The organism is Agromyces fucosus (assembly GCF_004134865.1).
Lineage (GTDB): Bacteria > Actinomycetota > Actinomycetes > Actinomycetales > Microbacteriaceae > Agromyces > Agromyces fucosus.
Map to the genome: position 1 here is coordinate 1,086,818 of NZ_SDPO01000002.1, position 15,658 is coordinate 1,102,475.

Below are 15,658 nucleotides of genomic sequence, written 5' to 3' on the forward strand. Positions count from 1 at the left end.
TCTGGCGACTCTCGATCCTATCAAACCGAGGGTCGACGCAAGCCTCGAAGCGCCGTTCTGGGGCGATTTCAGATTCCCAGTGACCGAATTTGCCTGCCTAGCCGTAGGTATCGCGTGGACCACGCCCTGGAACCGATCTGGGACCCTTTTTCCAGGTGGGGGCATCCGGCCCCTGAAAGCGGATCGTGTCGACGCCCGCTCCGGGGAATCTCGTCGTGATCTCGGTGACCAGTTGGGTGCGCATCATGCGGAGCTGCGTGGCCCACGCAGTCGACTCGCACCTGACCTGCAGCACGCCGCCTTCGATCGCGATGGGTTCGGTGTGCCGCGCGGTCTCCTCACCGGCGATCTCCGCCCAGGAGGCGAGCACGTCGTGCTGCGAGAGCGGGCCGCTCCATCCGAGCTGGGCGCTCAGGGAATCGATCGTGTCACCGAGCGGCTTCGGGTCGCGGCCCGGGCTGAACGGCTCGCTGCCGGAGGCCTCGCGGGTGCGAACCCGCCCGGCACGCCCGGTGTGCGAGCGGGGCTGGCCGCCGAAGATCTCGCGGAAGTGCTGGTAGACGCGTGAGGCCTCAGACATCCGCGGCCTCGGGCTCGGTGGTGGTCGACGACGGTTCGGGCTCGCCGGCGGGGTCAGTCTCAGACTCGCTCGCGGGCTCGCCGTCGACGATCCGGCCGGCGGCGATGTGCACGATGCGGGCGGTGAGCGGAAGCGGAACGTCTTCGAGCACCGCGGCCGTCACCAGCACCTGCTCGAAACCGGCGATCGCGTGGGCGAGCCGTTCCCGCCGTAGGCGGTCGAGTTCGGCGAACACGTCGTCGAGCACGAGGACCGGGTCGCCCGTCATCGAGTCGCGACGCAGCAGCTCGGCCGAGGCCAGTCGAAGCGCGAGGGCGAAGGACCACGACTCCCCGTGGCTCGCGTATCCCTTTGCGGGAAGGTCGTTCAGGAGCAGCACGACATCGTCGCGATGCGGGCCGACGAGCGTGACGCCGCGCTCGAGCTCCTTCGGGCGGAGCACGCGCAACGCCTCGGCGAATCGCTCGCGGGTACCGGCGGTCGACGCTGCGGCACCGACCACCTGATCGGCATCGGCATCGGGGTCGGCGCCGTCGATCGAGAGCAACGGCGTCATGCCCGGCCCGTGATCGGCGTCGACGATCGCCCGGTACGCCGCGGCGAGGGGTTCGCGGAGCTCTTCGACGAGCGCGAGTCGCTGGTCGATGAGCTCGGACCCGAACGTGACGAGCCGTTCGTCCCAGATGTCGAGCGTCGTGAGTTTGTCGACGGCGAGACCGCGGGCCCTGGCGCTCTTCAGCAGCGAGTTGCGCTGCTTGAGCACCCGCTCGTAGTCGGCCATGACGCCCGCGAGGCGCGGCGTGCGCTGGATGAGCAACTCGTCGAGCATGCGCCGGCGCACCGAGGGCTCGCCGCGCACGATCGCGAGGTCTTCGGGAGCGAAGAGCACGCTGTGCGCATAACGCGGCAGCTCGCGGGTCTTCACGGGAGAGCGGTTCAGCTGGGCACGGTTGGCACCCTGACGGTTCAGCTGCAGCTCGACGAGCAACTCTCGATCGCCGTGCGAGAGGAGCGCTCGCACGATCGCGGCGTCGGCGCCGGCGCGGATGAGCGCCTGGTCGCCCGACACCCTGTGCGAGCCGAGGGTCGCCAGGTAGCCGATGGCTTCGACGAGGTTGGTCTTGCCCTGCCCGTTGCGCCCGACCAGCACCGTCGCCCCGGGGCCGAGTTCGAGCTCGGCCCGCGCGTAGTTGCGGTAGTCGGTCAACGAGAGCCGGGCGACGTGCACGCTGGGCTCCCTTCAGCAGCGAGGCATCCGGATGCCCCGGAGCCGACGGATTCGCAATGGTCCACGCTACCCCGCACCGCCGACGACGGGCCCGTGGCGACCGACTAGCGCAGCAGCAGGTTCGGCTGCAGCAGGTAGCGGTAGCTGTCGGCGCCGGCCTGCTCGCGAGAGGACTGGCTCGTGATGAGCACTGGGCCCGGCTTGTTGGGATTCTCGGTCTTCGTGAACGAGACGCGCACGAACTCCGAGTGCACGGCGCCGAGCCCGTCGAGCAGGAACTGCGGCTTCAGCGAGACGACCGTGTCGTCGCCCGTGAGGATCGCGTCGATCGTCTCTGAGGCTTGGGCCTGCTCGCTGCCGATCGCCTCGAGGGTGAGACCGTCGGCGGAGAAGCTGTACCGAAGGGCGGCCTCGCGCTCCAGGACGAGGGCGACGCGACGGGTGGCCTCGATGAGCTCGGCCGTGTTGACCACCGCGTAGTTGTCGACCGTCTCGGGGAAGAGCCGGCGTACGGGCGGGAAGTTGCCCTTGATGAGGAGGGAGGTGACGGTCTTCTTCTCGGCGCTGAACGCGATGAGCTCGCGGTCGTCGCGGCTCGTGATCGAGACCGAGATGGTGCCGGAGTGGCCGAAGGTCTTGCCGACCTCTTGCAGGGTGCGGGCGGGCACGAGTGCCGTGACCGATTCCTCGCTCGCGACGGATCCGCCGTCCCAGTCGAGTTCGCGGACGGCGACGCGGTAGCGGTCGGTGGCGACGAGGCTGAGGTTGTTCTCGCGCACCTCGAGCTGGACGCCCGTGATGACGGGAGTGACGTCGTCACGCGAAGCGGCGACGGCGACCTGTGCGACGGCCGCGGCGAACTCCTCGGCCGGAACCACGCCCGACTGCTCGCCGATCTCGGGAATGGAGGGGTACTCCTCGACCGGCATCGACAGCAGGGTGAAGCTCGCGGAGCCGCAGCTCACGGAGATACGACTCTCTTCGGTCGCCACGCGCACGGGTGCGTTCGGAAGGCGGCCGGCGATCTCGGCGAGGAGTCGGCCGGAGACGAGGACGGTACCGGTCTCTTCGACGTCGGCCTGGATCTCGGTCTGCGATGAGACCTCGTAGTCGAAGGAGGAGAGCACGAGACCGTCGGCGTTCGCCTGGATCAGCACGCCCGAGAGGATCGGCAGCGTGGTGCGCTGAGGCAGCAGCTTGACGGCGAAGGAAACGGCCTCACTGAAGACGTCGCGGTTGACCTGGAACTTCACGGTACTCCCGTCGTGGATGTCGCTGGGTGGCTCCCATGCTATCCGCAGAGATCGTCCAGACGCGGGCGAATCGATCACGAACCGGATCACGACGACCTTCGTTCGAGGTGCGCCGATTCACAAGGTTGTGGGAATCCCCACTTAAACCCTTAACTCTTAACAGTGTTAACCGCTGTGGAAACTGTGGATGGTGTTCGGAGACCCGCGGAACGACGCTGATCGCGGGGCATCCGATCTGTGCACAGTGTGTGGGTTCGTGAGCGGATGCCACCCGCCGTCCTCGATCTCAGGACACCGTTCTGCACAGGCGAGCACCCTGTCTCAACAGGCGCTGGGCGGTTGCTCGTTAACAATCCACAGGTTCTCCACAACTGTGGGAATCGGTCGTCTGAGGCCTGCACGGGGCCTGCAGACCTCGGTTCGGGTCGTTTTCGGGCGCGCCGAGGGTCGGTCGAGGAGGCGCTTGCTCGACCGGCGAGGGTCCGACTCAGCGGTAGCGGCTGACCTGCTTGATGCGTGCGGTGAGCTCGGTGACCTGGTTGTAGATGGAGCGACGCTCCTTCATGAGTTCCGAGATCTTCTTGTTCGCGTACATGACGGTCGTGTGGTCGCGGTTCCCGAAGAGCTGCCCGATCTTCGGCAGCGACAGGCTCGTGAGCTCGCGGCAGAGGTACATCGCGATCTGACGCGCAGTCGCCACGGCCTGCGATCGGCTCGATCCGTAGAGGTCGTCGACGGTGAGCTTGAAGTAGTCGGCGGTCGCCGTGATGATGTCGACCGGCGACACCACGTTGTCCGAGTCATCCGTGATCAGGTCCTTCAACACCGTCTGCACGAGCGGCATGTCGACCGGCGTGCGGTTGAGGCTCGCGAACGCGGTCACACGGATGAGCGTGCCCTCGAGCTCTCGGATGTTGCTCGAGACCTTCGACGCCATGTACTCGAGGATGTCGTCGGGCACCTGGAGACGCTCGGACTGGGCCTTCTTCCGGAGGATCGCGATGCGCGTCTCGAGGTCGGGCGCCTGGACATCGGTGATGAGGCCCCACTCGAAACGACTGCGCATGCGGTCTTCGAAGCCCGTCAGGTGCTTCGGCGGCACATCGCTCGTGATGACGACCTGCTTGTTGTGATCGTGCAGCGTGTTGAAGGTGTGGAAGAACGCCTCCTGCGTCTCCGCCTTGCCCTGCAGGAACTGGATGTCGTCGATCAGGAGGATGTCGATGTTGCGGTACCGCTGCTGGAACAGCGAGCCGCGGTTGTTCGCGATCGAGTTGATGAAGTCGTTCGTGAACTCCTCGGAACTCACGTATCGCACGCGGATGCCCGGATACAGGCTCATCGCGTAGTGGCCGATGGCGTGCAGGAGGTGGGTCTTGCCAAGGCCCGAGTCACCGTAGATGAAGAGCGGGTTGTAGGCCTTCGCCGGTGCCTCGGCCACCGCGACCGCCGCCGCATGCGCGAAGCGGTTGGACTGACCGATGACGAAGCTCTCGAACCCGTACTTCGGGTTGAGCCGGGTGTCGCGCGACGCGACGGGACTCGTGTTCTCGAAGACCGACTGAGGAGACGCCGGCAGTTCGACCGGATCGATCGCCTCATCGACGAACGGCGACTGCGGCTCGGCCGCCCTCGTCTCCTCGAGCTCGGGATTGACGACCACGTAGAAGGAGGTGACGGGAGACGGCGCCTCGACCACGCTCATCGCCGACAGCAACGACACCCGCATGCGCTGATTGAGCATGCTCGCCGTGAAGTCGTTCGGCACCTCGAGATAGAAGGTGCCCGCTGCGATGCCCTTGGGCTCGACCAGGTTCAGGAACCCCTGGAGCATCGGAGTGATCGCGTCGTCGTCTGACAGCCGATCGAGGATCGTCGCCCACGTATCCGTGATGGGCTGCTCTGTCATCGTTCCCCGCAATCATTCGGTGGCCGTCGTCTGGCCGCTCATCGATCCCCCGATCGACGGAGCAAGCGGCGCGAGGCGCGTGTTCTCTGCGTTATCCACGGCCTGTGGGGAGATTTCGGAAGAAGCCCGAGAATCCGCGCACCAAGCTGGGGATAACTGGTGTCAAACGCTATCCGAGGAAGGCGCTCCCGACAAATGCCGATTGAGGGATTCGATAGCTCGGGTGTGTCGTTCCACAGGCGATCCTGAGGTTCGGGCGATACTGTCTCTTTTGTACTGCGGCCACTTCGGATTCGGTTCGGTTTGACCCCGAGCCTTCGAGGCCGTAGTTTTAATCAGTTGACCCCAGCCCGTCAAGGGCACCCAGTTTTCCCGCCATCACGCAACCAGCGAATTTCGGCGAGGAGATCCGAACGCCGGAGAAGAAGAATGAGCAAGCGTACTTTCCAGCCGAACAACCGTCGTCGCGCCAAGAAGCACGGCTTCCGCCTTCGCATGCGCACCCGCGCCGGCCGTGCCATCCTGTCGGCACGACGCAGCAAGGGTCGCACCGAGCTCTCCGCGTAGATCTTCGGTGCTCGCCAAAGCGAATCGCATCACGAGCGCCGACGACTATCGAGTCATCGTGCGCCGTGGGGCGAAGGTCGGCGGTGCCCACACCGTGAGCTATGTGCGCTCACGGGAGTCGGGCACCGACGCACGCTTCGGCTTCATCGTTTCGAAGAAGGTCGGCGGCGCAGTCCGCCGAAATCTCGTCCGCCGGCGGTTGAAAGCCGTCTGCCATGAGGCTCTCGGCGACGGCATCTCCGATGTCGACGTCGTCGTGCGAGCCCTGCCGTCGGCGTCGCTCGCCGACTGGAACGAGATCCGCGCCGAAGTACTCGGCGCACTCCAACGCCGACGGGCACGATCGTCGGCCGCAGCAGCGCAGGAGAAGGGCGAATAGCGTGAAGAACGCCGTCCTGTTCACCGCGCTCATCCCCCGCAACGTCGGGGTCCTCCTCATTCGCGGCTATCGAGCCGCGATTTCGCCGTTATACGGCGACGTCTGCCGGTACTACCCGTCATGCTCGGCCTACGGCCTGGGTTCCGTGCAGCAGCGCGGCCTCGTCATCGGGTCCGGTCTCACGGCCTGGCGCATCCTCAGGTGCAATCCCTGGACGGCTGGCGGCATCGACGACGTCCGTGCCGCGAAGCACTCCCGCTACCGCATCACCCGGTTCGGGTGGGTCATCCCCGCCGGGTGGACGGATGCCACGGCCTCCGCTGATCTCGAGGCGCCCGGCCACGGGCACTCCCACACTTCCGGCTCCACGGGCCACGGTGCATCCACCGCCGCTGCAGCCGACTCGGCTGCCGTTCCCCGCCGCGACGACGCGGCCCTCGCGCTCTCCTCCCCCACCGTGTTCCGAAAGGACTGACCCACCCAATGCCCGATATCATCAGCCTGATCCTCTGGCCCATCAAATGGGTCATCGAGCTGATCCTCGTCGCGTTCCACTCGATGTGGACGTTCTTCGGACTCGACCCCAACGCCGGTGTGACCTGGGTGCTGTCGATCGTCGGTCTCGTCATCGTCGTTCGAGCCGCTCTCATCCCGATCTTCGTCAAGCAGATCAAGAGCCAGCGCCGCATGCTCGAGGTGGCGCCGCAGCTCAAGAAGATCCAAGACAAGTACAAGGGCAAGAAGGACCAGTTCTCGCGCGAGGCAATGTCGCGCGAGACCATGGAGCTCTACAAGAAGACGGGCACCAACCCGCTCTCGTCGTGCCTGCCGCTGCTGCTGCAGATGCCGATCTTCTTCGGCCTGTTCTCCGTGCTCAACGACGCTCAGCACGACAAGGCCGGTGTCGGCGTATTCACGCAGGACCTCGCCAACTCCTTCGCCAACGCCGAGTTCCTCGGCGCGCCGCTGAAGGGCACCTTCATTGGAGCGATGAATGGCGAGTACCCGTGGCAGGTCATGGTGATCGCCGCCACGATGATCGTGCTGATGACCGCATCGCAGTTCATCACGCAGCTGCAGATCGTCTCCAAGAACATGTCGCCCGAGACCAAGGCGAGCCCCATGTTCCGTCAGCAGCGCATCATGCTCTACCTGCTGCCCCTGGTGTTCGCATTCTCGGGTGTCGCCTTCCCGATCGGCGTCATGTTCTACTGGCTCGTCTCGAACTTCTGGACCATGGGTCAGCAGTTCGTGGTCATCCGCAACATGCCGACTCCCGGCAGTGAGGCCGCGAAGGCCCGCGAAGAGCGCCTCGCCCGCAAGGGCAAGCTCGTCGTCGAAGAGAAGAGCCCGACCCAGACCGAGATCGAAGCGACTGAAGCGAAGAAGACTCAGCGCCAGCAGCCCGTGAGCAAGGCTCGCGCGAAGAAGCAGGGGAAGTAACCCATGACCGACGTACAGCACGACGCCGCCGAGCGTTCCACTTCGCAGCTCGAAGAAGAGGGCGACATCGCGGCCGACTACATCGAAGAGCTCCTCGACATCATGGATCTCGATGGCGACATCGACATCGATGCACGCAACGGACGCGCATACGTCTCGGTCAACGCCGGTGAAGGCGCGAACCTCAACCTGCTCGCGAAGCCCGAGACCGTCAGCGCCTTCCAGGAGCTCACGCGCCTGGCCGTGCAGACGAAGACGGGTGCGTTCTCGCGTCTGATCCTCGACATCGGCGGTTCGCGCGACGCACGTCGTGACGAGCTCGCCGGTCTCGTCGAGCGCGCGGCTGAGCGCATCGAGGGCGGAGCCGCCGAGGCATCCCTGCCCCCGATGTCGTCGTACGAGCGCAAGCTCGTGCACGACCTCGTCGCGGAGCGCGGCCTGCACTCGGAGTCGCGCGGTGAAGGCTCCGATCGTCACACGGTCATCACTCGCGTTGGCTGACGTTTCACGTGAAACGATGACCGACGGACTCGAACCCGAACCGGCCGCTGCCGTCGAGCTCTTCGGCGAGCACATCGAGGGCGGGCGGGCCTTCGCGAACGCCCTTGCACGGCACGGCGAGGAGCTCGGCCTGATCGGCCCGCTTGAGTTGCCTCGCCTGTGGACCCGCCACATCCTGAACAGCGCGCTGGTCGCACCCTTGCTTCGGCCCGGTCGAGTGGGCGACGTCGGATCCGGCGCCGGTCTGCCCGGCATCGTGCTCGCGATCATGCGACCGGATGTCTCGTTCACCCTCATCGAACCGATGGAGCGTCGCGTCGCGTGGCTCGAGCGGCAGGCCGATGAACTCGGCCTCTCGAACGTGACCGTCGTGCGGGCGCGCGCAGAGGAGTCCAAGCTCTTCGACCAGCTCGACCAGGTGACTGCTCGCGCTGTGAGCGCGCTCCGCACGCTCATTCCGGTCACCGCTCCCCTCCTGCGACCAGGCGGTGAACTGGTGCTCATGAAGGGCGCCGGAGTCGACGGTGAGATCGGTGCGGCCGAGAAGGTCATTCGCAAGTACCAACTGCATGATGTCGAGGTCCTCGTGCTCGGCGAAGGTGTCGTCTCCGAGGTCACGAGGGTGTTCCGCGCAACTGCGGGCTGAAGCTCCTCGTCGCGAGCCGCGCTCTGCGGTCCCGGGCAGGGCTTGTCGCACATCGCAAGGGCGTCGTTCGGCCGAACGTCAGCCGTTGTGGCGCTGATGCCGTTCGTGTTCTGCACCTTCATCCATTGAGGCGCACGAGCACTGGGGCGCACGAGCCTTGGCTCGGTCGTGTGAAGCGCGGAGGCGGCAGCGTCTGCGTGGATGGTCATGCCTGACGGCGTTTCGGACGCTCGCATGGTGACGGCTAGCGCCGCCTCCCAGAACCTGCACCCGTCGACCCAATCGATGCCGACGTCTGGCCGACCTCGTGCCAGCTGGCATCCCTGTGGATCTGTCGTCGGTGTGGGCGCTGCTGTTGCGACGGTCGGGGGGTTGGTCGCGCGGGTGGCGGCGAGTCGTCGAACTGGGCGCCGGTCTGACGTTGGCCATCACGTCGAGCACGTGTGACGCCCGCGACTCTCGAGATCTGTCCAGCTCGCGCCCCGCGGTGAGGAACGTTGCCGCAAGGGGCCAGCGGTGCGACATGACGGTGCTCGAACAGCGTCGGTTCTCTCTCGGTCGACGTGGTGCCGTGAGCGTTTCACGTGAAACGCACGCAAGGCGCTGGGTTCGATGGGCGACGGCGGTCGGTGGTCCATCGAAGGTGTCCCCTGCTGGATCCCTTGTCTTCGACCTGTCCGCGGCGCGGTCGAACGGTGACCGCGCTCCTTGCCCCGTGCTCCTCACCTTGCTCCCCACTCTCGGTCGCATTCGTCTCTCTCCGGCTTCCCATCGCTTCTCCCCCTGCTGCTCTCTTTCAGAGAACGCGACAGTGTGCGGTGCTTGGCGCACGCGACAGCCACCCGCATGTGTCTGAGTGTTCGCGGATCCTCCGCTATAGCTCCTCCACACCAAGCCGTGCTCTGTGCCAGGCTCCCCTGCGATCAAGGCCCCTGTCTCTTCGCAATGTGATCCGCTTCGCTCCGGGCGATCGCTCGCTGAGCTGTTACTGAGATCGTCTAACCCTCAGCCCACCCCGGTTCCTCAATGGCGTTTCACGTGAAACGGTCGTTGGTATCAGCGTGTGCATCCTCGGCACGTTGAAGCTCGCGGCGCTCGACTCGAAGTTGCCGGCACTCTGCGGCGCGGCTTGGCCGATACAGCCCACTGCCTCGGCCCGGGTTGGATCAAAGCTCCGCCACGCGAAGGTCGGCGGGATCGGTCGCATTGCATGAACCGATCGGTTCCCCTGGTGTGTCGCTGGCCGAAGCGGCCGAAACCTCTGCAGACCGCGTTGGCATCGCGATACCCAGGGGTGACCGACGCAGATAAGTGAGGACGGGTACCTGGCTCTCGGAGACAATCACCTAGAACTCGAATCGTCGTACTGCATGTCACCCCCCGGCGGAGTCCAAGCGCCGGACCCCGCGCAGCTCATGCCCCGGCCGGCGCCGGGAGTGATGGATCCCGCTCGCGACCCCGCGCCGCTGCCTTCGTTCCGTGAACGACGCCTCCGACCGGTTCGGCCACGCCCCGGGCCGCCGCCCATCGTGCAGTACGTGTTGTGGCGGGGTTCGCGGATAGTGCGGCGATTCAGGTTCCCCGGCACCGGTCTTCCCTCGGCGGCATCTCGTCGCTTCAGTGTCCGCCGGTCCGGACTCGGATCGAGCCTGGCCAATCGCACACCTTCGCGCGATGGAACCGGTGCGCCTGCCATTCGCGCGCCTGCAAACAGATCACACGCCTCCGCGGCCGGATGGTGGACGCCTCCCATGGAGCGGCAGGGTTCGGAGCGCCGGGCCGCATCGGAGGGCCGGAGTCCTCGAGGTATGAGGAACGAGCGCCCGGCAAGCGGCAGGTGCATAAGAAGCGTCGACGAAACTGCTGCTGTGGCACGAGCTTCTGGGCCTGGTTCACGCGGTCGGACGTACTGCATGACCGGCGCACTGGCACGTCGAGAGGTGAGGGCGCACAGCTCGGGCGATCACGTCTCCGGTGCGCGTTGTCTGGCCGTGATCTCCGGTCCCTGCGAGGCATTCAGTCTGTATTCCTCAATCCTGTTCGTCAGTGGTGAGCGCAGCGCAACCGGCGCTGAGCTTCGGCCCACTGGTGAGGACGTTGAACTCGACGGCCAATTGATCCGACACCGCACTCTGGCGCGACGCTTGGCCGATCTCAGCGTCGCACGGAAGCGCTGGGTGTCACTGATGCAGCGAGCATGCCAATGAACCGAACCCAACCGGTCTCGCGCGCCAATGGTGTGTCGTTGATCCACTCCCCCGTGAATTGCCGCGGAGGACGGGGAGACCCATGCTCGATGCTACCGGCGGGTGCGGGTGCGGGTGCGGGTGCGGGTGCAGGTGCGGGTGCGGGTGCGGGCGCGGGTGGCGCGTCGGCGGGCGCTGGGGTGCGGGTGCAGCGGGTGTGCGCGCGTGATGTGTGCCAGCATCCCGATGCCCCGATGCCCCGATGCCCCGATGCCCTGCTGCCCTGCTGCCCTGCTGCCCTGCTGCCCTGCTGCCCTGCTGCCCTGCTGCCCTGCTGCCCTGCTGCCCTGCTGCCCTGCTGCCCTGCTGCCCTGCTGCCCTGCTGCCCTGCTGCCCTGCTGCCCCGATGCCCCGATGCCTCGATGCCCGGATGCCTCGATGCCCGGATGCCCGGATCCCGTAATCGGAGGCGTTCCACCGATGTGAGGTCGCGTGGACCTTGCGCCGCACCCGCCTTCCGGACGCCGCCATCACAGGGATCGGCACGGATTTGCTCGACGATGCGGGCAAGCAGCGAAACGGCGTGTACCAGCCGACGGAATGGGAATCGGCAACGACCGAGTCTGACCGATCGCAGGGCGGCCCGGTCCGGAACCGGTTGAGAGCAGTGCGCCGGTAGAGACGAGTGCCGTGAAGATGCGCGAGGCTGTGGGATGGGCGGGGCTGTGGGGATGCGCGGGGCTGAGGAGATGGGGGGCTGTGAGGATGCGCGGGGCTGTGGAGATGCGGGCTGTGGGGATGCGCGGGTCTGTGTGGATGAGCGGGGCTGTGGCGCCGATCTAGAACGTGCAGGCCAGCGCATGCGCCGACACGAGTCTGACCACCGAGACGAGTGTGGGCGCCGAGGGAGCCGGGAGATTCGTGGAGGTTGCCCACGAGATCGTGCACCGATGTTTCACGTGAAACATCGATCGGTTCAGGGACGCGGGCAACGTGGACCGGCGGCTTGGAAGCGCCGAATCAAAGCCGTCCAACGGACCGAACGCCGCCTCTGCACGGCGGCGCAGCGCACTCCCGCGTGTAGACCGACATCGGTCGTCGGTGATCAGTCACCAGGGGGGACCTTTCACGACGAGGCAGACGGCGAGGCCGTTCAGGCCGCCGCGGATCGTCAGCACTTTCGTACGAGCGGTTCGGGCTCTCGGCCCAGACCAGCCGGACATGGTGAAGGGTTTCCAACGAGAAGAGCTGTGCAAGTGCCTCACCCCCTTGCGTTTCCGAGCCCTTCGGTGGCGCGACGAACGGAGACCGACGCCCCACGTCTTGAACTGGCGCCTCCATCCGACCGGTCTCCAACTCTCCTCAATCGCGTGGCCCACTCGAGGTCCGATGGTGTTTCACGTGAAACATTGGATATCCACTTTGCTTGTCAGCCGATGTTTCACGTGAAACATCGGTCGGATGCGGACGATCGGGGGATGAGGAGGCGATCGAGCGCGGCCAGGGGAGTTCGTCATCGCAGCCTCCATTTGGGACACGAAACCGCGCTTCATCGGGCGACGCAAGGCTGAACCATCCCGTGGCTCTCGCGACAACCCACGGTGCACGTGTGTGGTTGACCCGCTCCCCGCAATCGAACTCACCCGGTCCGCCGGCCGCGGCGGCCGTCACAGGGGGGACACCTCCTCCGGTGGCGGTCCACTTGTCAGTCATCGAGCGTCGGCCGACCCGACCCACCGTTTGGCTCGCCTCACTCGACTCGCCCTGCCCAGCCGCGCCGACACTCACCCGTGCGCAGGACGATCGGTGCGGATCTCTCGTAGTTCGCTCGTGTTTCAACTTGAGAGTCGGTCGCGCCGGTTAGGCTTGACTCTCGGATCGAGGACGCCGCAGAACGCGGCAGATCTCTCGAATACCAAGGATTTGGAGCGTCGGCATGGCACAGGGCGGGGGACGTGGATGGTTTCACCGCAAGCGCCCTCAGCCCTCCCCCGATGAGCCCGCCCGCGGCACGACGCATTCGAAATCGGCTCCGCTGACTCCTCCGGAGACGCTGCCTGAGTCCCAGCAGCCGCAGCCCAGCGGCGCCGACCGCGGCCAGTTCGCCGAATGGACCGCCGCGGCGCCGTCCAGCCCTGCGACGGTCGGGGGGGAAGGTGAGACCGGCGCTCCCCCCGGCTCGGCCGGCGAGACCGTGCCACCCATCGAAGGCGCGGCTGCTCAGGCTGGCGGACCCGATTACATCGCATCGGCCGTGACGCCCGATGCTCCCGGCATGCCGACTGTGCCCTCCGCGCAGCAGGCGGTTGCTTCGTCCGGCGGCCGTGCGATCGATTGGGATGCCGCAACAGCGGCAGCGCTCAGCGCAGATCCCGATCCTGCCGGAGTCGTCCCCGACCATCACCCGACGGGACCCGACCGTCTGCTCGAAGACCTGATCCGCGAAATCGTCGGTGACGCAACCGCAGATACTGCGTCATCGCTCCACCCTGCGCGTGCTCAAGCAGATGGCGGCACGACGGTGCAGAGCGTGACGGTGCAGAACCAGGTCGTGCAGACAACGACGGCCGAGACACCGACGGCTGTGCCGACGGCCGATACGGCGGCGGAGACGGAGCCAGAGACGCGTGAGACGGCGGCGATGGCGGAGACGCAGGCCGCGGCGACCGATGCAGTCGTGGCGCAAAGCGCATCGCCCAGGATCGCGCCGGCTGGAGCGACGCCTGGTTCAGTGCCGCTTTCATCGGGCCCGACGCGCGAGATCGACTCCCCCGAAGCCACGATTCCGTTGACCTCGGACGCGGCACGACCCATGCCAGTGGTCGGCGATGGTACCGGGGAGCGCATTTCGGCAGCCGTTCCACAGCCGAGTACTCGTCCACCCGAGGCTGCCGCTACGGCGGGTCCTGGTCCCGCTCCGCTTCAGCGTCCCGATTCTGAAGCTGTGAGTTCTGCGCCTCGCCCGGTGACCACCACTCCCCCGGGCAATGACGCGAGCATCAGCCCCGCACCCCAGTCCGCACCTGCTGCAGGCCCCCACGCACCAACCGAAGCCCCCGATGTTTCACGTGAAACATCGTCAGATCACGGAGGAACTCCCCTGGCTTACGAACTCGCCGACGAGACCCGTCGGCGCACCGCACTCGACGAAGCGGTTCTCCCGCTTCCCCCGTCGACTCGCGTGCTGACGATCTCCAACCAGAAGGGCGGCGTCGGCAAGACGACCACCGCCGTGAACCTTGCCGCAGGCCTTGCTCGCTCCGGAGCCCGAGTGCTCGTGATCGACCTGGACCCGCAGGGCAACGCCTCGACGGCACTCGGCGTCGATCACCGATCGGAGCGCAAGAGCGTCTACGAGGTGCTCGTCTCCGATGTTTCGTTGGCCGAAGTTGTGCAGCCATCCACCGAACACGAGCTGCTCGACTGCGTGCCGGCGACCATTCACCTCGCCGGCGCCGAGATCGAACTCGTGTCACTCGTGGCGCGTGAACAGCGGCTCCGGCGTGCGCTCGACGCTCATCTCGCTTCGATGGATCGCCCGTACGACTACGTCTTCATCGACTGCCCGCCCTCCCTCGGACTCCTGACGATCAACGCATTCGTCGCCGCGCGCGAAGTGCTCATCCCGATCCAGTGCGAGTACTACGCGCTCGAGGGTCTCTCTCAACTGCTCAGTAACATCGAGTTGATCGAGAAGCACCTCAATCCCGAGCTCCGCTTGTCGACGATCCTGCTGACGATGTACGACTCGCGTACCAACCTCGCCCAGCAGGTTGCGCAGGAGGTCCGCGACCACTTCCCCGCCCAGACGCTGGAAACGATCATCCCCCGATCGGTCCGAGTCTCGGAAGCACCGAGCTATGGGCAGAGCGTCATCAGCTACGACTTCGGATCCACCGGATCATTGTCGTATCGTGAGGCGGCCGCCGAAATCGCCCGTCGCGGAGCGGCAACACCCGAGGAGTCGAACTGATGGCAACGAAACGAACCGGTCTCGGACGTGGGATCGGCGCGCTGATCCCGAGCGGCGAAGACAGCACGCGGGCACGCCCGGTCGACGTATTCTTCCCGGAAACGGATGCGCAACAGCCCACCGCGGTTGCGGTCGTCGAGCAGGCCGCGTCGGCCGAAGGGCTCGTCAACGTCCCGGGTGCTCACCTGGCCCGACTCGACCCGAACGACATCCTTCCGAACGCCCACCAGCCGCGAAGCGTCTTCGACCCCGACGACCTCGCTGAGCTCGTGCACAGCGTCCGCGAGTTCGGAGTGCTGCAGCCCATCGTGGTTCGCCGTCACCCCGAGCTCGCCGGCAAGTACGAACTGGTCATGGGCGAGCGGCGCCTTCGAGCCACCAAGGCAGCGGGCTTGGACTCCATCCCCGCGGTGGTGAAGGACACCGCGAATGAAGACATGCTGCGCGACGCGCTGCTCGAAAACCTTCACCGCTCGCAGCTGAACCCTCTCGAGGAGGCCTCGGCCTACCAGCAATTGCTCTCCGACTTCGGCATCACGCAGGAACAGCTCGCCTCGCGCATCGGTCGCTCACGTCCGCAGATCTCGAACACTCTCCGACTTCTGCGGCTCCCCGAGCCCGTGCAACTCCGGGTCGCGGCGGGCGTGCTGAGCGCGGGCCACGCTCGAGCCATCCTGTCGATCGGTGACGACGCGGCGGAGATGCAGCGTTTCGCCGACAAGATCGTGAACGAGGAGCTGTCGGTGCGTGCGGCCGAAGCCGTCGCGACGAAGGAGCCGAAGACATCCCGACCGAAGCCCTCTGCCGGCAAACGACAGGATTTCCTCGAGGACCTGTCCACTCGGTTGGGCGACCGCCTGAACACCCGCGTCAAGATCGCGTTGGGTGCAAGGAAAGGCCAGATCAGCATCGATTTCGCGACCGTTCAGGACTTGCGTCGGATTCTCACGGAACTCGGCGAGAATCTCGACGGAGTGTGAGCATCGGTCGCTC

At 66.2% G+C, this 15,658-nt stretch carries 12 protein-coding genes; 8 read left to right on the forward strand and 4 right to left on the reverse strand.

The features are described 5' to 3' along the window. Window positions 1-97 precede the first annotated feature (97 nt). The 4 genes from ESP57_RS10785 to dnaA form a co-directional block, all read right to left on the reverse strand. A complete protein-coding gene (locus ESP57_RS10785; RefSeq protein WP_056007076.1) occupies window positions 98-580 on the reverse strand; it encodes a DciA family protein in 483 nt (160 codons plus the stop codon). Then, window positions 573-1,808, reverse strand: a complete 1,236-nt coding sequence (recF, locus tag ESP57_RS10790) for a DNA replication/repair protein RecF (RefSeq protein WP_115959518.1) — start codon at window positions 1,806-1,808, stop codon at window positions 573-575. The genes ESP57_RS10785 and recF overlap by 8 nt, the downstream gene beginning before the upstream one ends. A 104-nt stretch (window positions 1,809-1,912) precedes the next feature. Then, window positions 1,913-3,061, reverse strand: a complete 1,149-nt coding sequence (gene dnaN / locus ESP57_RS10795; RefSeq protein WP_115959520.1) for a DNA polymerase III subunit beta — start codon at window positions 3,059-3,061, stop codon at window positions 1,913-1,915. A gap of 487 nt (window positions 3,062-3,548) precedes the next feature. Next, window positions 3,549-4,970, reverse strand: a complete 1,422-nt coding sequence (gene dnaA, locus ESP57_RS10800) for a chromosomal replication initiator protein DnaA (protein WP_056007090.1) — start codon at window positions 4,968-4,970, stop codon at window positions 3,549-3,551. 429 nt (window positions 4,971-5,399) lie between these two features. Here dnaA and rpmH point away from each other — a divergent pair, with 429 nt between their 5' ends. The 8 genes from rpmH to ESP57_RS10845 all read left to right on the forward strand — a co-directional run bounded on the left by rpmH (window position 5,400) and on the right by ESP57_RS10845 (window position 15,645). Next, window positions 5,400-5,537 (forward strand): 50S ribosomal protein L34, encoded by a 138-nt coding sequence (rpmH, locus tag ESP57_RS10805; protein WP_055854070.1) that lies wholly within the window; start codon window positions 5,400-5,402, stop codon window positions 5,535-5,537. A 7-nt stretch (window positions 5,538-5,544) separates the two neighbouring features. Then, complete coding sequence (gene rnpA / locus ESP57_RS10810) at window positions 5,545-5,916, forward strand: ribonuclease P protein component (protein WP_129231532.1); 372 nt, start codon at window positions 5,545-5,547, stop codon at window positions 5,914-5,916. Window position 5,917: 1 nt separating this feature from the next. After that, entirely contained in the window at window positions 5,918-6,391 is a 474-nt protein-coding gene (yidD, locus tag ESP57_RS18900) for a membrane protein insertion efficiency factor YidD (RefSeq protein WP_165877385.1), read from the forward strand. Between the two features lie 8 nt (window positions 6,392-6,399). Continuing rightward, window positions 6,400-7,359, forward strand: coding sequence for a membrane protein insertase YidC (gene yidC, locus ESP57_RS10820; protein ID WP_056007097.1), 960 nt, complete (start codon window positions 6,400-6,402; stop codon window positions 7,357-7,359). 3 nt (window positions 7,360-7,362) lie between these two features. Beyond that, window positions 7,363-7,860, forward strand: coding sequence for a Jag family protein (locus ESP57_RS10825; RefSeq protein WP_129231534.1), 498 nt, complete (start codon window positions 7,363-7,365; stop codon window positions 7,858-7,860). Between the two features lie 16 nt (window positions 7,861-7,876). Next, entirely contained in the window at window positions 7,877-8,506 is a 630-nt protein-coding gene (rsmG, locus tag ESP57_RS10830; protein WP_115959540.1) for a 16S rRNA (guanine(527)-N(7))-methyltransferase RsmG, read from the forward strand. A gap of 4,122 nt (window positions 8,507-12,628) precedes the next feature. Then, window positions 12,629-14,665 (forward strand): ParA family protein, encoded by a 2,037-nt coding sequence (locus ESP57_RS18730; RefSeq protein WP_243648507.1) that lies wholly within the window; start codon window positions 12,629-12,631, stop codon window positions 14,663-14,665. Continuing rightward, window positions 14,665-15,645, forward strand: coding sequence for a ParB/RepB/Spo0J family partition protein (locus tag ESP57_RS10845; RefSeq protein WP_129231536.1), 981 nt, complete (start codon window positions 14,665-14,667; stop codon window positions 15,643-15,645). The genes ESP57_RS18730 and ESP57_RS10845 overlap by 1 nt, the downstream gene beginning before the upstream one ends. Window positions 15,646-15,658: the final 13 nt, after the last annotated feature.